Origin of the sequence: Streptomyces sp. NPDC059788 (assembly GCF_042732265.1) — a bacterium.
Classification (GTDB): domain Bacteria; phylum Actinomycetota; class Actinomycetes; order Streptomycetales; family Streptomycetaceae; genus Streptomyces.
Map to the genome: position 1 here is coordinate 129811 of NZ_JBHWHY010000014.1, position 23935 is coordinate 153745.

Here is a 23935-nt window from a genome sequence, read left to right on the forward strand (position 1 = left end):
CGCCAGATGATGGATGCGTTGTCAACAAGGGTGAACGATGGTATTGATGAGCACGGTAAGTTGCCCGCTAAAGCGGGTGTCCGGGTCGGTACGGGACCTTCTTCGGTAAGGGCGGCGCATGGGTGACAACGCATCGGCATCTGACCAGGCCGGTCGCCCGCTGGTGCGCAAGTTCGACCAGCGGCTCAACGAACTCATCGCGGCCCTGCACCCCGACGAACGCAAGCGTCCCGGCTACGCCCGGCTCGCCAAGGAGATCCGCGAGGCCACGGGAGGCACGATCTCCGGCACGTACCTGTGGGAACTGGCCACGGGCAAGAAGCGCAACGTCACCCTGGAACAGCTCGACGTCCTCGCCGAGTACTTCGGCGTACCGCCCGAGTACTTCCTCAGCGAAGAGGTGGCCGAGCGCGTCAGTTCCCAGCTCAAGCTCGCCACCGCGCTGCGCGACGCCCGGGTCCGCAACCTCGCCCTGCGGGCCGACGGCCTGTCGCCGGCCACCCTGGACGCGCTGCTGGTCATGGTGAACGAAGCCCGCAAGGTGCAGAACCTGTCGTCCGTCGACGACCACTCGGACGACAGTGGGACCGCGAACGGCAGTGGGGCCGGGAGCGGCTGAACCACCGTGCCGGGCGCGGGCCGGCACGAGGCACGATGGCCGCCGGCGCCTGAAGGGGCGCCACGCATGGGGAGGCTGTGGATGCATCAGGGAGGCGGAGGGTGTGGCACGTCACGACGTGACCCGGCCCGGCGGACAGGGGCGGCACGGCCGATAAGGCCGGGGCCGCCCACGGGCATGACGGCGCCGTCCGGCGCGACGGGCTGACCCGGGGCACCCCCGTACGGGCCGGTACGTCGGCAGCACCGGTCCGGCCGGTCGCCCAGGCCGATCCGCTGTACGGCACCCGCCTTCCGGGCGGGCCCGTCGCGCTGCCCGCGGACCGGACGGCCGACGCCAGTCCCCTCGCACCCACCTCGCAACCACCGCCGTTGCCCACGGAAGGGCCGACAGGAACCCCCCATGCCATACCGGTATGTCCAACTGCGCCGTCGTTGCCAGCAGAAGCTGGACCAGTTCGACCTTCCCCGCTCCTTCTCGATGGACGCCTTATGCGACAGCGTCTCCCGGCAGCGCGGCCGCCCGCTGTACCTGCACCCGCTGCCGGACCAGGCCGCCGCGGCCGGCGCCTGCGGCCTGTGGCTCGCGACCGCCACGGACGACCACATCTTCTTCGAGCGGCACACCGTACGGCTCCATCAGGAGCACATCGTGCTGCACGAGATCGGGCACATGCTGTTCGACCACCACGCCGTGGACACCCGCACCGGCTCCGCGATCCTGCCCGACCTCTTCCTCGACCTCGACCCGCGTCTGGTCCGGCGCCTGCTCGCCCGCACCAACTACAGCACGCGCCAGGAGCAGGAGGCCGAGATGCTCGCCAGCCTGATACGCGCCGGGGACCACGGGCCCGGCCGGGAACGGGACGGGGTGCTGCGCAACCTCGGCGCCGCCCTCGGCGTGGGCGACCGCTGGTGACCACCGAACTGACGGTCACCGGCCTGTGCTGCCTGTGGAGCGCGGTCCTCCTGCGCTGCCGCTCGGCCGTCCGCTCTCCGCACCAGCGCGGCCTGTGGCTGGCCGTCGTCACCGCCGCCGTGGCCATGACCATGGACCTGCCCGCCGTCGACGACTTCCTTGAGGACCGCACCGGCCTCGGGCACCTGAACCACCTGGTGCGGGACGTGTTCGGGGTGCTGTCCGCCGGCGCCGTCCTGCGCTTCGTGGCGACCTCGGGAAACCGCCGGTACGGCAAGGGGGTGTACGTGGCGGTCGCCGCCATGACGGCGACGCTGATCACCCTGGACCTGCTCGCCGCCCCGCACGACGAACACACCGCGCACGGCGCCAGGTCGGCGGCCGAGACCATCGCGTACTGGCTGATCCTGATGACGATGCACCTCCTCGCCGGAGCCCTGTGCTTCCGGCTGTGCTGGCGCTACGCGGGGCGCACCGAAAGCCGCTCGCTCAGGCTGGGCCTGCGGCTGTTCGGCTGGGGCACCGCCTCCGCCGGGCTCTTCTGGGCGGGCCACTTCTTCCTGTTCCTCCTCGGCGCCGGGCAGTCGGTCCCCTGGCTGCGGCTGCTGATGGTCGTACAGGGCGTTCTGTGGGGGGCGGCCATCCTCCTCCCGGTCGTCGTCACCTCCGCCGGCGCCGTCGGACACATCGGGACGGTGTGGCGGCTGTGGCCGCTGTGGCGGCACCTGGTCGACGCCGCGCCGCACGTCGCCCTGATGAAGCCCCGCAGCCGCCTGCTGGAACTCCTGCGGCCCCGGCATTCCTGGCGCCTCCTCGGCTACCGCAAGGTCATCGAGACCCGCGACGCCATCCTCGGCCTGCGCGGTTACGCCGGTCCCGCCGTACCCGGCCTCGCCCGCCGCTACACGGTCACCGCCGGCCTGGCCGACGGGGAGGCGGACGTGGTGGCCCTGGCCTGCGAGCTGAGCGAGGCACGCCGCGCCAAACTCGCCGGACTGCCCCGGCGGACGGCCCCGGAAGGCTCGTTCGGCGCGGACAGCTGCGACCTCGACGACGAGACCGCCTTCCTGCTCCGCCTGGCCCGTGCCTACCGCTCGCCCCACGTACGGCGGTTCCACCTCTACATGGCGGTCCAGGACCTGGCGGCCCACAGCCCGCAGGATCGTTTCCCCGGCGGCGGCGGACACCCGCCGACGCGCTCCGCGTCCTGAACGCGCCGCCGGGCCGGGCCGGGACCGCACCGGCACCGACGCCGGCCCGCGCCCGCCCGGGGAACCCCTCGGGACGGACGCGGACCGGCGTCACCGGCTCAGCCCCCGGTGCGCGCCCGCGCCGCGCGGAACAGCGGATGCGCCTCGTCCACCTTGGAACGGACCGGCGCCCGGAAGCGGGCCCCGCCGCCGACCCGGCCCAGGGCACCGGCGATGGCCTCCTCCTGGACCCCGGAGAAGCCCTCGGGGACGGTCTCCAGGTCCGCCACGAGCCGGTCGAGGACGCCCGCGCCGAGGACATCGGCGTACCGGTGCACCAGGTACTGCTTGCAGCGCCGGAAGACCTTGGGCCGGTCCGCCAGCCCGGCCGCCACCGCGGCGGCGTTGTCCGCCCGCAGCAGGGCGGCGGGCGTGTGCCGCAGCAGAGCCCCCGCGAGGCCCGTGAGCGACGCGGCCTCCTTGTCGTCGCACCCGGCGGCGAGACGGTCGCGCACGTCCCGGCGGCGCAGCAGGCTCGTCGCCAGCAGGTCCGCCCACGGGCGGCCGCCCTCCCGCAGCACCTCGGCGGACTCCTCGGGCCACAGCGCGGCGGCCGTCAGGGTGAGCTGCTGGGCCCGGACGAACAGGGTGTTCCAGGTGTCCGGGGTCCGTTCCCGGGCCAGCTCCTCCCACAGGGTGTCCATACGGGTGAACGTGGCGGCGCCCCCTTCGCGGACCGCGCGCGCCACCTCCGTACGCGTCGCCCCGTCCAGGCAGACGGCCGGCATCGCGGTGCCCAGCGGCAGCGACTCCACGGCCTCGTACTGGTCGGAGTCGTCCAGTTCGCGGCGGTAGGCGACCAGGCCCGTGAAGTACTCCTTCCACACGTCGTCAGCGAACGCCTCGTCGAGCCCGGCGACCTCCTCGTTCTCCACGTAGGAGAAGTCGAACGAGGCGTCGAGCATCGTGCGCAGCAGCTCCAGCGCCAGCCGCATACGCGCATAGGTGAAGCGGTCGGCGCCGCTCGGACGCACCTCGATGCGCAGCGTCCAGGTCCCCGCCAGCAGCAGCTTGTCGGCGCGCAGGACCAGGTCGGGGAACCAGTCGCCGAAGCGGCGCAGCAGCACCGTGAACGCCAGCAGACGCCCGGTCTCGCCCTCCTCCACCCCCGGCTGCTCGCTCCACTCGACCTCGATCCGGTCCGGCCGGAACAGCAGGCTGGCCTTGTGGATCGACAGCGGGATCTCCAGCTCGAAGCAGTCACGCGTGAAGCGCAGCAGCTTGTTGCCGCCCCGGCAGAAGCGGTCACAGAACCGGTGCAGCTCGACGAGGCGGCCGGGGGCCTGCTCGACGGGGAAGCGCTCCAGCCGGGACAGCAGCCACTGGTGCAGGAGGTTGTGGAGCTGGTGCGGATTGTCCGGCGCGACCGAGTCGCCCGCACCGGCCGCCGCGAGGTCCACCACCAGCCTGGGCTGGGTGAAGTGCTCGATCGTGAAGTCGGTGTGCGGTTGCCCCGCGCGCCACTTCGCGATCCACTCCCGGAAGACCGCGACGGCGCGCCGCTCGTCCTCGGCGAGGCCGCCGGCCGCCGCGGCGTCCAGCCAGGCGGCCATCACGTCCAGGTACATCCCGTACAGGAACGGTTCGGGCCGGTCCACGAGCTGGAGCAGGATCTTCTTCAGCGCCGCGTCGTAGACCTCCACCAGGTCGGAGTGGACGAGGTCCAGCAGCGGCCGGGTCCCGGACGTCCAGTGGCCGCCCCCGACGAAGGCCCGGTAGGCGTCGTTCAGTTCGCGGGCCCGGTCGGTGGCCCCGCCCAGACCGGCCGCGGCCGTGAACGTGCTCTCGCACTCCTTCAGCCGCAGATAGCCCTCCGCGAAACCTTCCTCCCCGGCGGCCAGCCCGAGCAGGCGCGGCGCCTCGCCCGGCGGCATCGAGGAGGACAGCAGCAGCGCGCACCACCGCTCGACGCGGTCCGGGGCGTCCGGCGGGAGCAGCGCGAGGGTGTCCAGCAGGACCCGCTCCCGCTCCTGCGGGGTGTAGACGCACAGCGCGTCCATGTCGTCCGTCATGCGCCGCACGACGCGCAGCAGACGGAAGGCCGCGCGGGGCGCTCCGGCCGTGACCAGGGCGGCGCCCACACGGACGGCCTCGGCCCGTACGGTGGCCGTGACCCGCGCGTCGTCGTCGAGTTCGGCCAGCGCCACGGAGGGACGCAGGTCGGCGCAGGCTGCGATGACCGCCGCACCCGGGACGTCCGCGCCGTCGTGCGCGAGGGCGCCGGTGGCGGCGGGGAACGCCTCGGCCGGGGACAGGGCCCCCTGCGCGGCGAGCACGGCACGCAGACAAGCGCGCGCGGCCTCGGGAACCCCGTCGAGCAGCGCGCGGGCGGCCGCTTGCTCCCCCTCACGGGCCAGGTAGGTGGCGAGCTGGGCCAGGAAGGCGGGGGACTCCACCCGGTCGTGGCCCTGCTCGCGGACGCGGCGGAACGAGGCGGACGACGGCAGCAGGCTCTGCTCCAGCACCCGGTCCTTGACGACCGGCGGCAGACCGGGCAGAGCCCGTACGGCATCGGAGCCCGGCATCGCCTCCAGGGCGGGCGCCGGCCCCGCCTCGCGTACGGCGTCGGCCGCACCCGCGCACCGGTCGGGGGAGAACAGCAGCCGGGCGTCGGCGGGCACGTCCGCCACCCGGCGCGGGGTGGTGCGCAGGAGGGGCGGCTCGCCGTCGCCGAAGAAGCAGACCCGGCTCCAGGGGTCGGCCAGGGCGTAGGAGGCCCAGCCCGGCAGCTCGTCCAGCCGCGCGCGCAGCACCGCTACGCCCGCCTGCCGGAACATCACCCCCGCGTGCTCGGCGGGGCTGCCGCGTTCGACGAAGACATGCCCGACGCGTTCGCGCTGCGGCCTGTCCAGACCCAGGTAGCGGGCCCAGGCGTCGTCTAGCGTGGTGGCCGCGAGATAGGCCGTGGCGGCGATCCGGCGGGGCGGGACGAGGAACTCGGCGGGCAGCACGGAACAGGCGTCCTCCCAGGCCCGGTGGGAGTCCTCGGTGAGCACGTCCACACGCGGTTCGGGATCGAACGCCGTGGCGGGCCGGACCTGCACCAGCCGCAGCGCGGAGGCACGCACCTGCCGCAGCATCGCGCCCTGCCACAGCACGCTCCCGGCGGCGTCACCGGCCAGCCAGGCGACGCTGTTGCCCCGGGCGTCCACGCGCTGCGCGGCGGCGAACCCGAAACCGAGCGCGAGCTGCCCGGCCGGTCCCACGGGGGCGTCCGCCGCCCCGGTACGGCCGTCGCGGGCCTCGGTCAGGCTGGTCACGGAGACCGGCCCGGCGTCGGTCTCGACGACCCACTCGCAGTCCAGGCGTGCTTCGCCGAAGGTACGGTGCAGCCGGCGCAGCCAGCCGGTGATGTCCGCGACCGTGTCCTCGTCGAGCAGCGGCAGTTCGTCCTCCGCGGGCGGCGCGCCGTCCTCGGGCGCCGCGTCGATCAGAGGCTGGACGAAGACCGGGATGGGGCCGGGCCGGTGGTCCGGGTCGGCAAGCCGCTGCTGGGCCACCGCCCGTTCGGTGCAGCCGCTCCACACGACGGCGGCGACGATGCCGTACAGCTCCGCCTCGCTGCGGCACACGACGCTGTCGTAGCCGCCCGCGTTGACGTTCACCGCCGTGTCCTCGGCGCCGGAGCTGCGGACGATCCAGGGCGCCGGGCCGCACTCCGCCCGCACCTCGGCGGCCAGCCCGGGACGCTGTTCGCGCAGGTACGCGCCGTAGGCACGCTCCAGGGCGGTGTGGTCCCGCTCGCCGTCGGGCGAGATCCGGGTTCCCGTACGGGAGACGAAGGCGTGGGCCTCCTCGGCGTCCAGCGGTAACACGGGGAGGGCGACCGGCCGGTAGGCGGGATCGGCGGCCAGCAGGAGGAGCCGGGCGCACTTGGTGCCGTAACGCGCCTCCAGGGCCTGGCGGTCCTGGCGGGCGGTCGCGCGGTGTCCGTCGGGCCGCTCGCCGGGCTCGTCGTCCCGGGCGGCGTCGCGGCCGGCGGCCGGAGAGGTACTGATAGCGGTGGACTCGGAATCAATGTCCATGGTCTGGCAATACACCGTTTCTCGTTGTGCGTTCGGGGGCGCGACTGGACAGCGCGCCCTCGTCCGCATCGGCTTGGGTAGCGTCCGCCGTCGTTCTTCCGGGGCGCGCGGGAGCGCCCCTCGAACGCGGCAGGGGTGGTGAGGCAGGGAACGGCGAGGCGGGGACGAGGCACCGGGGGAGGGGAGAGGAAGCCGGATTTCCTCGGCCCCCGCTCCAGGCGGTGACGCTCGGGCCCGGGCCCGGTGGGGCCGCCTCATCGGGACCGCGTGCTCGTGGCAGCGTCGAAGTGGGCGGCCTCGGCAGCCCCGGCCCCGCGTGGATGCCGGGACGGGCGTCGCGGGTACGCCGGAGGCGCCCTCGGCCGTGCGCGGATCGCGTACGGCGGACCGGGAGCACGGACCGCTTCCGGTCGCGGCGGGCAGCGGAGGACTTCGGTGCGGGCACCGCGGGTGCGGCGAAGGACCGGCACGCAGGGCGCGCCGGACGGGTGGAGTAGGTGCGGTGCGTGTTGGGTCAACCGGGCATGACACGCCGTCCTCGGTCGTTCGCGGCGCCACGGGGCGCCGGGGGGAAGCCCTTCACCTGCGGTGCGGGCCCTGGGTGCGGCCGGTCAGCCGAGACGGCCCGCCAGGGCGCCGGAACCGGCGGGTATACGGGCGACCACGTCCTCGACCACGATGCGGCGGCCGTCGGCGCCGAGCAGGTCGAGGGTGCAGTCGAAGTAGGACTCCAGCCGGTTCACGGCTTCGACGTAGTCACGGTCGTCGCCCTCGACGTATCCGGCCTCGGCGATCTCCTCGGCCGAGTCGCCGGTCTGGTCGCTGAGGCACTTCAGTACGAGCATGAGCGTCATGTCGCCACCCCGGTCCGGCGTGGCGCTGCCGCCCCGGCCGTCCTCCGCCGAGGAGCCTTCGGGGGCGGGGTCACCAGGGAGTTCCATCTCTTCTCCGTTCTGTCGACGACGCGGGCAGCCGTCCCGCGGGGCCGGCGGCGGCATACGGTGGGGAGCGGCGTCCGGCGGCCTGTTCGGGCAGCAAGACGCGTGATGCGCTGGATCATAGCCAGGAATTCTCCTTTTCCAGGCCCGAATTGATCTGCGGGGCGTCCGGCCGGGGGACACGCCGTACGCCCGCGACGGGCCGGGGGCCCGTGGGGGAGCGAGGCGCTCTCGCCAGACGCGGGAGTGTGTGCGAGGCTTCGCCCGGTCGCGGGCCGATCAGGGCGCGCCCGCCCGAGCGCCTCCGACAAGGCCCCTTCCGGACGGGCCCGGCACGGGCACCGTACGCACCGGCCCGCCCTGTGGCCCTGGCAGCCGCCCGGCACCTCCGTGACCCAGGTCCGGACGAGCCCTGAATCCACCCCGAACGCCCCCTCCCGCGCTCCCTCACCCCGCCGATCACCCCCTGAACGTTCCGCGCCGACCGTTGGTTCCACCCCGTCCCGCCTGTCACGCCACCGTGATCACGCAAGGAGGACCGGTGTCACTCCCACGATCCGCCACCACTTCCCATGAGGGGCGGTGGACCCGGCCGCTGCCCGTCGCCTCGGCGGTTGTGCCGGTCATGGCCTGCGCCTACGCCCTGGGCTGGGCACTGGTCCCGGGCATCGGCACCGACGACCCGCTCCAGTACGACCTGGGCGTCTACCGCGCGGCGATCGCCGAACGCGCCTCGGGACACTCGCTGTACGACTACGCCACCGGCGAGGGGGACGTCTTCAACTACCCGCCGTTCGCCGCACTGTTCCTGTGGCCCCTGCACTGGCTCGGCGACCACGCCGCAGCCCTCCTCTGGACGACGCTCACCCTGGCGGCGACCACCCTGACGGTCGTCCTCCTGCACCGGGCCGCCCGAGATCGGTCCGTCCGGGAGCGTCGGCCCGTACGAGAACATCGATCCGTACGAGAGCATCCCTCCGTCCAAGAGCGCCGGCAGCAGCGGAACTTCCCCCTGTTCGCGATCGTTCTGTCGCTGGTCCTGGTCAGCTCCGCCCATCTCTCCACCCAGCTCTGGGGCCAACTGGGCGCGCTGCTGACCGTCCTGGTCCTGATCGACGCGCTGGGGCGGCTGCCACGCCCCTTCGGCGGTGCGCTCGTCGGGCTGGCGGCAGCCGTCAAGCTCGCCCCGCTGATGTTCATCCCCTACTTCCTGCTCACCCGGCGCTACCGCGAAGCGGCCACGGCCGCGGCGGTGTTCACCGGGGCGGCCCTGCTGGCGTGGGCGGTGTTCCCGTCGGACTCCGCGCGCTTCTGGCTCTCCGAGACGTTCCGGATGCGCGAACGCGTGTGGGACATCGCCGACCCCGCCAACCAGTCGCTGTACTCCTTCGTCCTGAGGTGCGGGCTCGGCCCGACGGCGACCTCGCTCGTCTTCACGGCGACGGCCCTCGCCGTGCTCGCCGTCTGGGCGGTGTGGACACGCCGCCTGCGCACCCGCGACCCGGTCCTCGGCATCCTCGTCACCGGATGCGTCTGGCTGCTGCTGGAACCGGTCACCTGGGTGCACCACCTGTACTGGCCGGTGCTGGCCGGGGCGTGGCTGGTCCTGCGTTACCGGAGCCGGGCACTGCGGTGCGCCGGGACGGCGGTCCTGCTGCTGATGCTGCGGCCGATGGACTGGGGCGACCGGGTGCCGAGCCAGAACGGCGTGTGGCAGCTGCTGTCCGTCAACTCCTGGCTCATCGTCGTGATCGCGACGGTTACGGCCCTTCCGGCGCTGGTGGCCGGGGCGGGACGGAAGGCCGGGACACCGCCGTCGCGATCCGGCCACGTGAAGTCACTCGCGCACGGGAGAACAACCGACGCCGGCCGGTGAAAAAAATAGGAAAGGAGGGACCTGTCAAAAGCGAAGTGATGCGCCGACTCGCTTGACCTATGCCCGAGAGCCACCCGAAGCCGGGGCGGCGAAAATCGCGCACAGCGACGGCAGCGGCCGGCGCGCCGCCGCCGTGCGGCATGGCCGAAGTTCGCTTTTACTCGGGCTTTCCCTTCGCTAACGTAAGCCCGGCTTCCTGCACGTAGAGCGAGAAATCCCCGCACGAACATTTCTCCTCCCTCCCGAATACGGGAACGCGTGGACGCGGTGGACCGTGGGCGGGCCGGAACCGCGAAGGAACCGCTCCGCGACGCCACCCCTCGGTACAAGAAGGTGCGACGAATGCGACTCGGCAAAGTCATGCTCGTGAGCCCGAAGACGTCCTTCGGACGGGACCTCCAGCGGACGTACGCGGGCGGCCTGGGAACGGTGTGCAAGGACGAGGATTTCCTGCTGCCGCCGCTGGACCTGATGCGGCTGGCCGGTGTGCTGCGCGAGGACGCCGAGGACATCACGGTCACGGACGAGGAAGTCACCGGTACGGTCTGTGCCACCCCGGGCAGTACCGTCATCTGCCAGGTCTCCCTGCCCAGTCTGCACGAGGACGCCGCACGCATCGCCGCCTTCCGCGCCCAGGGCGCCCGTTGCTACGCCTATGCCGGAATCCGCAGCCCCGCGCAGTGGCGGGTGCTGTTCGAACAGGGCGGCTGCGAGGGAATCCTGCTCCCCGAATCCATCACCTTCGTCCGGGCCGCGCTGGACGGCGACACCACCGTCCCGGGATTCGTCACCCCGCAAAACCTCCTGGAACCGCGGCACCATCAGCCCGATTTCGGGGACCTCGCGGCGGAGCCGCTGCCCGCGAGGGATCTCGTCGACCACACGCCGTACATGTTCCCGCCGATCGCCCTGACGGGAATCACCAGCATCAACGGCAGTTTCGGCTGCCCCTACCCGTGCCGTTTCTACTGCCCGTACCCGCTCAGCGAGGGCCGCAAGGTCCGTACGTATCCCGTGGAGCGCATCGTCGCGGAATTCCGGCAGTGCGCGGAACTGGGCATCACCGCGGCCGTGTTCCGTGATCCCGTCTTCTCCTTCCACCGGGCCCGGACGCTGGAGCTGTGCCGGGCCGTCGAGGCCGACGGGAGCGGTGTCCCCTGGTGGTGCGAGACGCGGATCGACCGGCTGGACGAGGAGGTCGTGGCGGCGCTGGTCGCCGCCGGCTGCGTCGGTGTCGAGGTGGGCGTGGAGAGCGGTGACCCGCAGATGCAGGCGACGGCCGTACGCAAACGCCTCGACCTGGACGCGGTCCGCCGCTTCCACACGCTGGCCCGCAGGATGGACCTCAAGCTGGTCTTCCTGTTCCTCGTCGGACTGCCCGCCGAGACGAGGATGTCCATTCGGCGCACCTTCGATTTCATCCTGGAACTCGGCCTCGCTGACAACGAGTTCAACCTCAGCATCATCACGCCCTATCCGGGGACCGAATTGCACCGGATCGCGGTCGACAACGGCTGGGTCGACGGCGAACAGAACGCCTTCACCAGCCACCACGCCGTCATGCACACCGACCGGCTCAGCGTGGCGGACCTGGAACAGGCCACCTCGTTCGTCGACGAACTGCACGCCGTGTGCAGGCCGGCGGCGACCCCGCGGGAACGCGCGGAATTCCAGGAGCGGCTGCACGCCTGGTCCGAGCAGGACGCATAGCGGTCCCACTGAGAACGCAGGGACCGGCATCCCCGAATCCAGCAGATCAGAATCGACATCCAGGCGACGGAGAGAGCGCGATGAGCGGGGAAACACGGTACGTACTGATCACCGGCGCGAACCGGGGGCTCGGTCTGCACAGTGCGCGGCTGCTGGCCCGCCGGGGCTGGTCCGTCATCGCGGCCTGCCGGAAACCGGAGGCCGCCGCACCGGCCGCGGAAGAACTACGGGCACACGGCGCCACCGTCGTACGCCTGGACGTGACGGACCCGGAAAGCGTCACCGCCGCCGTGCACATGGTGCGCAACACCACGCGAAAACTGCACGCCCTGGTGAACAACGCCGGAATCTTCGAGCACGCCGAGGAACACCTTCCGGACGCCCCTGCCGCCATCACCCGTGACCTCCTGCTGACCAATGCCTGGGGACCGCTGACGGTGACCCAGCAATTCCTGCCGCTGCTCCGTGCCGCGGACGGCGCGTCCGTCGTCAATGTCACCAGCCAGGACGTCGACCCGGAGAATCTCGACGGCACATTCACCGGCTACTGCATGTCGAAGGCCGCGCTGAACGTCATGACCGCCAATCTGGCCCTCGCCCTGCGCCCCGACCGCATCGTGGTCAACGGGGTGGACCCGGGGTGGATTCCCACCGACATGGGCGGGCCGGACGCCCCCGACGACGTGACGCAAGCGGCGCGGACCGTGGCGACCGCCGTGGAACTGGCGGGCACCGGCCGCAGCGGCGAAATACTGCGCGCGGCGAACTGAGCACGACGCCCGAGGAATTCAGAGAACGGCCCCGGCCAGTGAGTCCGCCAGTTCCCGCTGGTGGGGAAACGACCCGGGAATATAGCCGCACCACGGTTCCTCGGCGTACGGGTCGCCGGTGACGGCGTGGGCGCGCGAGCGGGACCCTCCGCAGACGCGGCGGAACTCGCACCGCCCGCACCGGCCGCCCAGCCGATCGGCGTCGCGCAGGCCGGTGAACAGCTGCGACCCGCGGTAGATCTCCGTCAGCGGACGGGTGCGCACGTTGCCCGCCCCGAGGGGCAGAAAGCCGCTGGGGTGCACGGTGCCGGTGTGGGACACGAAGACGAAGCCCCGGCCGGCGTTGACGTCCAGGGGCGGGCGGCGGGCCCGGCGCCCGCCGGTGTACAGGCCCAGCTCCTCGCCGCGCTCGCGGAGCCGGCGGTACAGCGGTCCGAGCCGCAGCGTCCCGACGTGGTCCTCGCCCTTGGCGGCCAGCACCGCCCGCTGGAGGGCGACGCGGCGGAAGTGGTGGGCCTCGGTGGTCTTGGCGGGCACCGACAGGCCGACGTCGTAGACGAAATTGAGGATGTCCTCGGTCTCGGCGGGGCTCAGCGCGGCCAGGTCCCTGCCGCGTCCGGTGGGCACGAGGAAGAACGCGCTCCACAGCATCACCCCGTGCTCGCGGACCAGGGCCGCGATCTCCGGCAGGTCGTGCAGGTTGTGGCGGCCGACCGTGGTGTTGATCTGGACTTTCATGCCCAGGCTGCGGGCGGTGTCCCAGGCGTCCAGGGTCCAGCGGTAGACGCCGGGGACGCCGCGGAAGCCGTCGTGGAGCGCGGCGGTGGAGCCGTCCAGGCTCAGGGACAGGCCCACCGCCCCCGCCTCGTGCACGGCCCGGAGACCGGCCGCGGTCAGGGTGGGGGTGCCCGAGGGCGAGACGGCGATCCTTACCCCGGCCTGCCTGCCGTAAACGATCAGTTCCAGCAGATCGGGGCGCTGGAAGGGGTCGCCTCCGGTGATGACGAACAGGGGAGCGGGCCGTCCGAAGGCGGCGGTCTGGTCGATCAGGCCCTTGGCGGCCCCGGTGTCCAGCTCGCGGGGGTCACGGTCGGGCGCCGCGGTCGCCCGGCAGTGCACACAGGCCAGGGGACAGGCGCGGGTCGACTCCCAGATGACGATGAACGGCCTGGCCGCCACATCCTGGTGCTGCCGACGGACCGGCCGGGCGCCGCTCACCGGGGGAGGGGAGGGCACGGAACGGGGCGGCGGGCCGGCCGCCGGGCGGGGGCGTACATGAGCGGTACCTCCGATTCGGTCACCCCCAGGATGCGGCCGGGGAAGCGCGCAGCACCTGGGGCGTGCGGCCCCGGCGCAGGGTCGTTGGTCCCGCGTGGCCGAAAACATTCGGGGTCCTGTGACCCTGCGCCGCGGGACGCTTCGCCCACCGTGTCCCATAGCGGGGCGACTTAGCGTTTTGTTCCATGGAGAACGAACAGCTCGGCGGCCCGACGGCGGCCGACGAAGAACGCGGCTGGCCGCTGGCCGGCCGACGGCTGCTCAACCGCCGTGAGGTGAGCGAGGACGGGCGCGCCGTGTTCGGCACGGGCGATCCGCGGTGGGAGGGCTTCTACCGCGACCGCTGGTCCCACGACAAGGTCGTGCGCTCCACCCACGGCGTCAACTGCACCGGGTCCTGCTCCTGGATGGTCTACGTCAAGGAAGGGATCATCACCTGGGAGCACCAGGCCACCGACTATCCGTCGATCGGCTCCGACTGCCCCGAGTACGAGCCGCGGGGCTGCCCGCGCGGCGCGTCGTTCTCCTGGTACACCTACTCGCCCAGCCGGGTCCGCTACCCCTACGTCCGCGGCACGCTGCTGAAGATGTGGCGGGAGGCGCGCCGCCGGCTCGGCGACCCGGTGGCCGCCTGGGCGGAGATCACCGGCGATCCGGCCAGGGCCCGTGCCTACAAGAAGGCCCGGGGCAAGGGCGGGCTGGTACGTGCCGACTGGGACGAGGTGGCCGAGTTGGTCGCCGCCGCCCAGGTGCACACCGTCAAGACCCACGGTCCGGACCGGGTGGCCGGCTTCTCGCCCATTCCCGCGATGTCGATGGCGTCCTTCGCCGCGGGCACGCGCTTCCTGTCGCTGATCGGCGGCACCCTGCTGTCGTTCTACGACTGGTACGCGGACCTGCCCGTCGCCTCCCCGCAGGTCTTCGGCGACCAGACGGACGTGCCGGAGGCCGCCGACTGGTGGAACGCCGGCTATCTGGTCATGTGGGGGTCCAACATCCCCGTCACCCGGACCCCGGACGCCCACTTCCTGACCGAGACCCGCTACAACGGCACCAAGGTCGTCGCCGTCAGCCCCGACTACGCCGACAACGTCAAGCACGCCGACGAGTGGCTGGCCCCGCACCCGGGCACGGACGGGGCCCTGGCGATGGCGATGGGCCACGTGATCCTGCGGGAGTTCCTCGTCGACCGGGCCACGCCCTACTTCGAGGGCTATCTGCGCCGCTTCACCGACGCCCCCTTCCTGGTCACGCTGCGCGAGCGGGACGGCGACCTGGTGCCGGACCGCTTCCTGACCGCGGCCGACCTCGGCGACACCGGCGAGAACGCGCGCCACAAGACCGTCCTCGTCGACCGCGCCACCGGCCGGCCGGTGGTCCCCAACGGGTCGCTCGGCTTCCGCTGGGGCGAGGAGGGCAAGGGCCGCTGGAACCTGGACCTGGGCGACACCGACCCGGAGCTGAGCCTGCTGGAGCGGGCCGAGACCACGGCCACCGTGGCGCTGCCGCGCTTCGACGAGGGACCCACCGAGGGCGGCACCGTGATGGTGCGGGGCATCCCGGTCCGCCGGATCGGCGGACGGCAGGTGACCACCGTCTTCGACCTGATGCTGGCCCAGTACGGCGTGCGGCGCGCCGGGCTGCCAGGTACGTGGCCCGCCTCGTACGAGGACGCCTCCCAGCCGTACACCCCGGCCTGGCAGGAGACCATCACCTCGGTGCCCGCCCCGCAGGCGGCCCGTATCGCGCGGGAGTTCGCCCGCAACGCCGAGCGCACCGAGGGCCGCTCCATGATCGCCATGGGTGCCGGTACGAACCACTGGTTCCACTCCGACACCATCTACCGCGCCTTCCTCGCCCTCACCACCATGACGGGCTGCCAGGGCGTCAACGGCGGCGGCTGGGCCCACTACGTAGGCCAGGAGAAGGTCCGCCCCGTCACCGGCCTGCAGCACCTCGCCTTCGCCTTCGACTGGCAGCGGCCCACCCGCCACATGGCCGGCACCTCCTACTGGTACCTGGCCACCGACCAGTGGCGCTACGAGGCCTTCGGACCGGACGAGCTGGCCTCCCCGCTGGGCGCGGGCCGCTTCGCGGGCCGCGCCACCGCCGACTGCCTGGCCCAGGCCGTCCGCATGGGCTGGACCCCCGGCCACCCCGGCTTCAACCGCAACCCGCTGGACCTGGCCGACGAGGCGGCCGCCGCGGGCCGCCCCGTGGCCGAGCACATCGTCGAGGGCCTGACGTCCGGCGCCCTGCGCTTCGCCGCCGAGGACCCGGACGACCCGGCCAACTTCCCCCGCGTACTGACCGTGTGGCGGGCCAATCTGCTCGGCTCCTCCGGCAAGGGCAACGAGTACTTCCTGCGCCATCTGCTGGGGACGGACGCGGCGGTCCGCTCCGAGGAGACCCCGCCCGACAGGCGGCCCCGGGACGTCGTCTGGCACGAGGAGGCCCCCGAGGGCAAGCTCGACCTCCTGGTCTCCATGGACTTCCGGATGACCTCCACCGGCCTGTTCTCCGATGTCGTGCTGCCGGCCGCCACCTGGTACGAGAAGGACGACCTGTCCAGCACCGACATGCACCCCTTCGTGCACGCCTTCACCCCGGCCATCGCGCCACCCTGGCAGGCACGGACCGACTACGACACCTTCCTGACCATCGCCGACCGCTTCAGCGAGCTGGCCGCGGAGCACCTCGGCACCCGTACGGACGTCCTGGCCGTGCCCCTCCAGCACGACACCCCCGACGAACTGGCCCAGCCCGGCGGCGTCGCCGACTGGAAGGCCGGCGAGTGCGCGCCGGTCCCCGGACGCACCATGCCCAGGCTGGTGACCGTCGAGCGGGACTACGCGGCGGTGGCGGACAAGATGCGCGCCGTCGGCCCTCTCCTGGACCGGCTCGGGACCACCACCAAGGGCGTCACCGTCCGCCCGGACGAGGAGCTGGAGCGGCTGCGGCGTACGAACGGGGTCCGGCGCGGCGGCGCGGCGGACGGGCGGCCGTCGCTGGCCACCGCGACGGACATGTGCGAGGCGATCCTCGCGCTGTCCGGTACGACCAACGGGCGCCTGGCCACCGAGGGCTTCAAGGCGCTGGAGGAACGTACCGGCACCGGGCTGGCGCACCTGGCCGCCGAGCGGGAGGCGGAGCGGATCACCTTCGCCGACACCCGCGTCCAGCCCCGCTCGGTGATCACCTCCTACGAGTGGTCCGGCAGCGAGACCGGCGGACGCCGCTACTCCCCGTTCGTCATCAACGTCGAGCACCGCAAGCCCTGGCACACCCTCACCGGCCGCCAGCACTTCTTCGTCGACCACGACTGGATGAGCGAACTCGGCGAGCAGCTGCCGGTGTTCCGCCCGCCGCTGAACACCGCCCGGCACTACGGCGACGAGCACCTGGGCGAGGACGGCCGCGCCGAGGTGACGGTCCGCTACCTCACCCCGCACTCCAAGTGGTCCATCCACTCCGAGTACCAGGACAACGCCTACATGCTCGCCCTGTCCCGGGGCGGGCCGGTGATCTGGATGAGCACCGCCGACGCGGAGAAGATCGGCGTCAGGGACAACGAGTGGATCGAGGCGTACAACCGCAACGGCGTCGTCGCGGCCCGCGCGGTGGTCACCCACCGGATGCCCGAGGGCACGGTGTACATGTACCACGCCAAGGACCGCACGGTGAACGTGCCGAAGACGGAGGTCAGCGGCAAGCGCGGCGGGATGCACAACTCCCTGACCCGGCTGCTGCTCAAGCCCTCGCACCTGGCCGGCGGCCACGCCCAGTTCACCTACGCCTTCAACTACTACGGCCCCACCGGCAACCAGCGCGACGAGGTCACCGTCATCCGCCGCCGCGGCCAGGATGTGGAGTACTGACATGCGCGTCATGGCCCAGGTGGCGATGGTGATGAACCTCGACAAGTGCATCGGCTGCCACACCTGTTCCGTCACCTGCAAGCAGACGTGGACCAACCGCACCGGCGTGGAGTACGCCTGGTTCAACAACGTCGAGACCAAGCCCGGCGTCGGCTACCCCCGCCGCTACGAGGACCAGCGGCAGTGGAAAGGCGGCTGGGAGCTGGACCGGCGCGGGCGCCTGGTGCTGCGCTCCGGCGGCCGCCTCAAGCGCCTGGGCTCCCTCTTCTCCAACCCCGACCTGCCGGCCATCGAGGACTACTACGAGCCGGTCACCTACGACTACGACAACCTCGTCAGCGCCCCCGCGGGCCAGGACGTGCCCGTCGCCCGCCCCCGCTCGGTGCTCACCGGGAAGCCGACCTCCATCACGTGGGGCGCCAACTGGGAGGACGGCCTCGGCGGCGCGGCCGAGACGGCGGCCGGCGACCCCAACCTGCGCGGAAGCCTGGCCGAGAAGGTGAAGTTCGAATTCGAGCAGACCTTCCTGTTCCACCTGCCGCGGCTGTGCGAGCACTGCCTCAACCCGGCGTGCGTCTCCGCCTGCCCGTCCGGGGCGATGTACAAGCGGGCCGAGGACGGCATCGTCCTCGTCGACCAGGACCGCTGCCGCGGCTGGCGGATGTGCGTCACCGCCTGCCCGTACAAGAAGGTCTACGTCAACCACGCCACCGGCAAGGCCGAGAAGTGCACCTTCTGCTTCCCGCGCATCGAGACCGGACAGCCCACCGTCTGCTCCGAGACCTGCGTCGGCCGGCTGCGCTACCTCGGCCTGGTCCTCTACGACGCCGACCGGGTCGGCGAGGCCGCCGCCGTGGCGGACGAGAAGGACCTGCTCGACGCCCAGCGGGAGGTCTTCCTCGACCCCGCCGACCCCGAGGTCCGCGCCGCCGCCCGGCGGTCCGGCATCCCCGAGGACTGGATCGACGCCGCCCGCCGCTCCCCCGTACGCGCCCTGATCAGCGAGTACAAGGTCGCGCTGCCGCTGCACCCGGAGTACCGCACGCTGCCCATGGTCTGGTACGTACCGCCGCTGTCCCCGGTCCTGGACGCCGTCGGCGAGGCGGGCGGCGACGCCGACGACCCCGACCACGTCTTCGCGGCCGTCACCCGCCTGCGCATCCCGCTGGACTACCTGGCCAACCTCTTCGCCGCCGGGGACACCGACGTCGTCGCCGGGGTGCTGATGAAACTGACCGCGCTGCGCAGCTACATGCGGCAGCGCACTCTCGGCGAACCGGGCGATCAAAGCGCCATCGAGGCCGTGGGCCTCACCCCCGCGCAGACCGAGGACCTGCACCGGCTGCTGGCCGTCGCCAAGTACACCGACCGTTACGTCGTCCCCGCCGCCCACCGGGAGGACGCCGCCGCGCTCAGCGCGATGGAAGACCGGTGCCCCGTGGAGAGCGCCGACGACACCCCGTCCGGCCCCGGCCGCAAGATCATGCTCGGCATACCCGCGCTGCGGCGACGCGCCGCCGCCCCGGGCAATCCCGCAGGAGAGACCGTATGAGTGCGCTGCGAACCCGTATCCGTCCGGCGGCCGGGCGCCGAGCCCGCCCCGGCCCCGAAGAGACCGCGCAGCGCGGACTCCTGCTGCGGCTGCTGTCACTGCTGTTGCAGTACCCGGACGCCGAACTGACCGCCGAACGCGCCGCGCTGGCGGACGTGGTGGACGCGCTGCCGCCCTCGCCCGCCGCCGAGGAACTCGCCTCCTTCGTCACCTGGTTCGCGGACCAGCCGGCCGAGGCACTGGAGAGCCACTACGTGGAGGTCTTCGACCTGCGCCGCAAGAGCAGCCTCTACCTCACCTACTACCTGCACGGTGACACCCGCCGACGCGGCATGGCCCTGCTCACCCTCGCCCAGACCTACCGCGCCGCCGGCTGGAACGCCGACAGCGGCGAACTCCCCGACCACCTGCCCGTCGTCCTGGAATTCGCCGCACTGGCCGGGCCGCGCGCGGGAGAGGCGCCGCTACGCCGGCACCGGCGCGGCCTGGAACTCATCCGCCACGCCCTGTCGGACGTGCGGTCCCCCTACGCCGGACTGGTGGCGGCGCTGATCTCCCTGCTGCCGCCGGCCGGCGACGCCGACCTGGCGGCGGTGGCGAAGCTGGCCGCCGAAGGGCCACCGGCCGAGGACGTCGGCCTCGACCCGTACAGCGGCACCGGCTTCGCCCCGCCCGGCACCTTCGTGCCGCCCTCACCTGCGCAGCCGACCCTGCTGCCCCCGCCGGCCGGACCCATGGATTCGGAGACCCGCCGATGAGCGCCTCCAGCAGCCCACTCACCGCGACGGACGGCACCGGCCTGCTGCTCTGGGTCGCCGTTCCCTACATCTGCCTGGCCGTCTTCGCCGTCGGGCACGTCTGGCGCTACCGCAAGGACCAGTTCGGCTGGACCAGCCGTACCAGCCAGCTGCTGGAACACCGCTGGCTGCGCTGGGGCAGTCCGCTGTTCCACCTCGGCGCGTTCGCCGTGATCGGCGGCCACGTCGTGGGCCTGGCCGTCCCCGCGTCCTGGACCGAGGCTGCGGGCATCGGCGAGCACGCCTACCACACCGTGGCGGTGGCTCTCGGCTCCGTGGCCGGTGCGGCCATGGTGGTGGGGCTGGGCATGCTCTGCGCCCGGCGCCTGCTCGCCCCGCGCATCCGCACCCGGACCAGCCACAGCGACAAGGTGCTCTTCCCGCTGCTGGCCCTCACCGTGGCACTGGGCATCGCCGCCACCGTCGTCCACAACATCGCCGGAGGCGGATACGACTACCGGGCCACCGTCTCGGTGTGGTTCCGCGGACTGTTCCTGCTGCAGCCGCAGCCCGAGGCCATCTCGGGCGCGCCCCTCCTGTTCCAACTGCACGCCCTGACCGCGTGCCTGCTGTTCGCGGCCTGGCCCTTCACCCGCCTCGTCCACGTGTGGAGCGCCCCCATCGGCTATCTGCGCCGCCCGTATCTGGTCTACCGCCGGAAGGCGGCTCCCGCGGTGCACGGCGGGCGGCCCGCCGTCCCCGGTGCGGCGGGCGGGCGGCCCCGGACGAATGGCCCGTCCTCCGGTGGGCGGGTTCGATGAAGGTGAACGACGACGGGGGCCGCGTGGTGGCGGGACACTGTCCCGTACCGGTCGGCTCGCGGAAAGACTCGATCGAGAGGTACACGATGCGCCCGCACGAGGACCACGCCGGCACCGCCCCACCGACGGCGGCAGGCCCTGCCTCCCGGGCCGCCGGCCGGCCGGCGATGATGCTCACGCTGGCCACACTGGGCTTCGCCGTGAACTTCTGGGCGTGGGCGCTGCTGAGCCCGCTGGGCCCGCGCTTCAAGGAGACCCTGGCGCTCAGCTCGTTCGAGCAGTCCCTGCTGGTGGCTGTGCCGGTCGTGGTGGGTTCGCTGGGACGGATTCCGGTGGGGGCGCTGACCGACCGGTTCGGTGGCCGCGTGATGTTCCCCCTGGTGTCCGCCGCGACGATCGTGCCGGTGCTCTACCTGGGGCTGGCCGGTCACTCCTCGCTGGCCGCCCTGCTGATCGGCGGGTTCTTCCTGGGCATCGGGGGCACCGCCTTCGCCGTCGGCGTGCCGTTCGTCAGCGGCTGGTACCCGCCCGAGCGGCGCGGACTGGCGATCGGCGTCTTCGGCGCCGGCATGGGCGGCACCGCGATCAGCGCGCTGACGACCGTCAAGCTGGTCGACGCGCACGGCATGGCCAACCCGTTCCTGATCACCGCCGGAGCGCTCGCCGTCTACGCCGTCCTGGCCGCCGTGCTGCTGCGGGACGCGCCCGGCCGCGCCGTACCGTCCGAACCACTGGCCCGCCGCCTGGCCGACACCGCGCGCCTGCCCGTCACCTGGCAGGCGTCCGCCCTGTACGCCGTGGCGTTCGGCGGATACGTCGCCTTCTCGGTCTACCTGCCGACCTACCTGAAGACCGGCTACGGACTCGGCCAGGCCGACGCCGCCAACCGGATGGCCGGCTTCGTCCTGCTGGCGGTGGCCATGCGGCCGATCGGCGGCTGGCTGTCGGACCGGGTGGGCTCGGTCCGGGTCCTCGCCGGGTCCCTGGCCGTCGTCGTCGTGGGCGCCGCCGTGCAGGCGGCGACCCCGCCGCTCGCCCCGGTGGGCACCATCGCCTTCCTTGCCATGGCCGCCGCGCTCGGCGCGGGCAGCGGCGCCACCTTCGCCCTGGTGGCCCTCCTGGCCCCGGCGAACAAGGTCGGCTCGGTCACCGGCGTGGTCGGTGCCGCGGGCGGTCTGGGCGGATTCATCCCGCCGCTGGTCATGGGCGTCATCTTCAGCGCCTCGGGAAGCTACGCCGTGGGCCTGCTCCTGCTGGCCCTGGTCTCGGCCGTCGCCCTGGCCTTCACCGTCACCCAGGTCCGGCGGGCCGCCGCCCGCGCGGGCACGTCACCGTGATGGCGCAACCGGCCCGGTGAATCTCAGCAGGTTCGGACCAGGGCGCTCCTGAGGCGCCCTCAGAAAGGCAGCACAGCCCGATGAACGCACCCACCACCCCGCACCTCGCCCCTTCCTCCCTGCCCGCACCCTCCGCCCCGGCGCCCGGGGAGACGCGGCCGCACATCGTGGTCGTGGGCGGCGGCATCGCCGGACTGACCACTGCCGCCCGCCTCAGCGGCGCGGCGGGCGGCAGCGGTCCCGGGGCGCGGGTGACGCTGCTGGAGTCCGCCGGCCGGCTCGGCGGCAAGCTCCTGTGCGGCGAGGTCGGCGGCGTACCCGTGGATCTGGGTGCCGAGGCGGTGTTCGCACGGCAGCCGTCCGCCGTGGAACTGGCCCGGGACGTCGGGCTGGCGGAGGAGCTGGAGGCTCCGGCCACGGTGGAGGCATCACTGTGGACCCGCGGCGCGCTCCGCCCCCTGCCCCGGGGCCACATCATGGGCATCCCCGCCGACCTCGACTCCCTGGCCGCTTGCGGGGTGCTGTCCGCCGACGGCCTCGCGCGCGCCGGACAGGATCTGTCGCTCCCGCGCACGGACGTGGGCGACGACACCGCCGTGGGCCGGTACGTGGCCGCCCGCCTGGGGCGCGAAGTGGTCGACCGGCTCGTCGAACCCCTCCTCGGCGGCGTGTACGCGGGGCACGCCGACCACATCTCCCTGCGCGCCGCCCTGCCGCACCTGCTCCCCGTCGCCCGCGAGGAGCGGTCCCTGCTCGAAGGTCTCCGCCGTATGCGCACACCGGCGCCCGGCGGCTCGGAGCCGCCGGCGCCGAAGCCCGGGGCGGCCGTGCCCCCGTTCCGCAGCGTACGGGGCGGACTGGGACGGCTGCCCCTGGCCGTCGCCGAGGCGTGCCGGACCGCGGGCGTGGACATCCGCACCGCCACCGCGGCCCGTACGCTGCGGCGGACCGCGCACGGATGGCAGCTGACGGTACGGGACGCCGACGGCGAACACCGGATCGACGCCGACGCGGTCGTGCTCGCCGTACCCGCGCCCGCCGCCGCCCGGCTGCTGGCCGACGAGGTGCCGGCCGCGGCCGCCGCGCTGCGCGCCGTCGAGTACGCGGACATGGCCCTGGTCACCCTGGTCTTCGACCGGGCGGACCTGTCCGGCGAGCTGCGGGGCAGCGGCTTCCTGGTCCCGCCGGTGGACGGGCGGCTCATCAAGGCGGCCACCTTCCTGAGCGGCAAATGGGCGTGGCCCAACCGCTGCGCGCCCGACAAGGTCGTGGTGCGCACGTCCGTCGGCCGGTACGGCGAGGACACCGCCCTGCGCCTCGACGACGCCGAACTGGTGTCCCGCTCGCGGGCCGAGCTGGCCGAGGCGACGGGCCTGGCGGCCGTCCCGTACGACACTGCCGTCACCCGCTGGGCCACCGGCCTGCCGCAGTACACCGTCGGCCATGCCGAGCGGATCGCCCGCGTGCGGGAGCACCTCGGGCGGCTCGGCACGCTCGCGGTCTGCGGGGCCGCGTACGACGGTGTCGGCATCACCGGCTGCGTCGAGGGCGCCGGGCGGGCGGCCGAGGCGGTCACGGCGTCGCTCGGTGCCCGCCGCCCGGGGTGAGGAAATCTGGCGCTCCGCTCCTGGTGCGGTAGCCCCGCTTTGCGTGGAAAGTGAGCCTGAGCCGTTCGCGGTGGACCGATCACGATTCGAACGGGCAGGCGTGCCCGGGAGCGGAGTGGCGCGGTGAGTACCGGAACCTCTCCGGAGCGACCCACGGGCCTGGACGGCCCGCTGACCGAGGCGCTGGTGAACAGCCGCCGCTTCTTCACCCGCGCCCAGGTGTCGGACGACGGGCGCGCGCTGTACCGGATCGGCGGGCGCGCGGCCGATGACTTCTACCGGGACCGCTGGTCGCACGACAAGGTGGTGCGCTCCACGCACGGCGTGAACTGCACCGGCTCCTGCTCGTGGAAGGTGTACGTCAAGGACGGGATCATCACCTGGGAGGCGCAGCAGACCGACTACCCGTCGGTGGGCCCCGACCGCCCGGAGTACGAGCCGCGCGGCTGCCCCCGCGGCGCCGCCTTCTCCTGGTACACCTACTCGCCGACCCGCGTCCGCTACCCGTACGTACGCGGAGTGCTGCTCCAGATGTACCGCGAGGCCCGGCAGCGACTCGGCGACCCGGTCCTGGCCTGGGCCGACATCGTCGGCGACCCCGGACGCGCCCGCCGCTACA

Annotated in this window: 15 protein-coding genes and 1 pseudogene; 13 read left to right on the forward strand and 3 right to left on the reverse strand. The window is 72.9% G+C overall.

The features are described 5' to 3' along the window. The first annotated feature begins 118 nt into the window (after positions 1–118). The 3 genes from ACFV57_RS14820 to ACFV57_RS14830 all read left to right on the forward strand — a co-directional run bounded on the left by ACFV57_RS14820 (position 119) and on the right by ACFV57_RS14830 (position 2748). Positions 119–619 (forward strand): hypothetical protein, encoded by a 501-nt coding sequence (locus tag ACFV57_RS14820; protein ID WP_385230722.1) that lies wholly within the window; start codon positions 119–121, stop codon positions 617–619. A gap of 402 nt (positions 620–1021) precedes the next feature. After that, positions 1022–1537, forward strand: a complete 516-nt coding sequence (locus ACFV57_RS14825) for a hypothetical protein (protein WP_385230724.1) — start codon at positions 1022–1024, stop codon at positions 1535–1537. Then, positions 1534–2748, forward strand: a complete 1215-nt coding sequence (locus tag ACFV57_RS14830; protein ID WP_385230727.1) for an MAB_1171c family putative transporter — start codon at positions 1534–1536, stop codon at positions 2746–2748. The genes ACFV57_RS14825 and ACFV57_RS14830 overlap by 4 nt, the downstream gene beginning before the upstream one ends. A gap of 98 nt (positions 2749–2846) precedes the next feature. Here ACFV57_RS14830 and ACFV57_RS14835 read toward each other — a convergent pair whose 3' ends face one another. Both ACFV57_RS14835 and ACFV57_RS14840 read right to left on the reverse strand, forming a co-directional pair. After that, complete coding sequence (locus tag ACFV57_RS14835; RefSeq protein ID WP_385230730.1) at positions 2847–6812, reverse strand: hypothetical protein; 3966 nt, start codon at positions 6810–6812, stop codon at positions 2847–2849. 611 nt (positions 6813–7423) lie between these two features. Further along, positions 7424–7753 (reverse strand): DUF6137 domain-containing protein, encoded by a 330-nt coding sequence (locus ACFV57_RS14840; RefSeq protein ID WP_385230733.1) that lies wholly within the window; start codon positions 7751–7753, stop codon positions 7424–7426. A gap of 538 nt (positions 7754–8291) precedes the next feature. Here ACFV57_RS14840 and ACFV57_RS14845 point away from each other — a divergent pair. From ACFV57_RS14845 to ACFV57_RS14855, 3 genes are all read left to right on the forward strand, one after another. Continuing rightward, positions 8292–9626, forward strand: coding sequence for a glycosyltransferase 87 family protein (locus ACFV57_RS14845; RefSeq protein WP_385230735.1), 1335 nt, complete (start codon positions 8292–8294; stop codon positions 9624–9626). A gap of 342 nt (positions 9627–9968) precedes the next feature. After that, positions 9969–11336 carry an AprD4 family radical SAM diol-dehydratase gene (locus ACFV57_RS14850; RefSeq protein WP_385230738.1) on the forward strand — a complete coding sequence of 456 codons (1368 nt, stop codon included), beginning with the start codon at positions 9969–9971 and terminating at the stop codon, positions 11334–11336. Between the two features lie 80 nt (positions 11337–11416). Next, positions 11417–12106: an SDR family NAD(P)-dependent oxidoreductase gene (locus ACFV57_RS14855; protein WP_385230741.1), complete on the forward strand. Its 690-nt coding sequence runs from the start codon at positions 11417–11419 to the stop codon at positions 12104–12106. A gap of 18 nt (positions 12107–12124) precedes the next feature. Here ACFV57_RS14855 and ACFV57_RS14860 read toward each other — a convergent pair whose 3' ends face one another. Further along, on the reverse strand, positions 12125–13324 hold the full coding sequence (locus ACFV57_RS14860; RefSeq protein WP_385230744.1) for a TIGR04053 family radical SAM/SPASM domain-containing protein: 1200 nt from the start codon (positions 13322–13324) through the stop codon (positions 12125–12127). Between the two features lie 245 nt (positions 13325–13569). Here ACFV57_RS14860 and ACFV57_RS14865 point away from each other — a divergent pair, with 245 nt between their 5' ends. The 7 genes and pseudogenes from ACFV57_RS14865 to ACFV57_RS14895 form a co-directional block, all read left to right on the forward strand. Continuing rightward, complete coding sequence (locus ACFV57_RS14865; RefSeq protein WP_385230747.1) at positions 13570–17262, forward strand: nitrate reductase subunit alpha; 3693 nt, start codon at positions 13570–13572, stop codon at positions 17260–17262. A 1-nt stretch (position 17263) separates the two neighbouring features. Next, a complete protein-coding gene (narH, locus tag ACFV57_RS14870) occupies positions 17264–18814 on the forward strand; it encodes a nitrate reductase subunit beta (protein WP_385230750.1) in 1551 nt (516 codons plus the stop codon). Further along, positions 18811–19572: a nitrate reductase molybdenum cofactor assembly chaperone gene (gene narJ, locus ACFV57_RS14875; RefSeq protein ID WP_385230753.1), complete on the forward strand. Its 762-nt coding sequence runs from the start codon at positions 18811–18813 to the stop codon at positions 19570–19572. Before narH ends, narJ begins: the two co-directional genes overlap by 4 nt. Beyond that, entirely contained in the window at positions 19569–20372 is an 804-nt protein-coding gene (gene narI, locus ACFV57_RS14880; RefSeq protein ID WP_385230756.1) for a respiratory nitrate reductase subunit gamma, read from the forward strand. The genes narJ and narI overlap by 4 nt, the downstream gene beginning before the upstream one ends. A gap of 170 nt (positions 20373–20542) precedes the next feature. Then, entirely contained in the window at positions 20543–21709 is a 1167-nt protein-coding gene (locus ACFV57_RS14885) for an MFS transporter (RefSeq protein WP_385230836.1), read from the forward strand. 80 nt (positions 21710–21789) lie between these two features. Further along, complete coding sequence (gene hemG, locus ACFV57_RS14890) at positions 21790–23316, forward strand: protoporphyrinogen oxidase (RefSeq protein ID WP_385230759.1); 1527 nt, start codon at positions 21790–21792, stop codon at positions 23314–23316. Positions 23317–23439: 123 nt separating this feature from the next. Beyond that, positions 23440–23935, forward strand: a pseudogene (locus ACFV57_RS14895) (nitrate reductase subunit alpha); the annotation flags it as partial.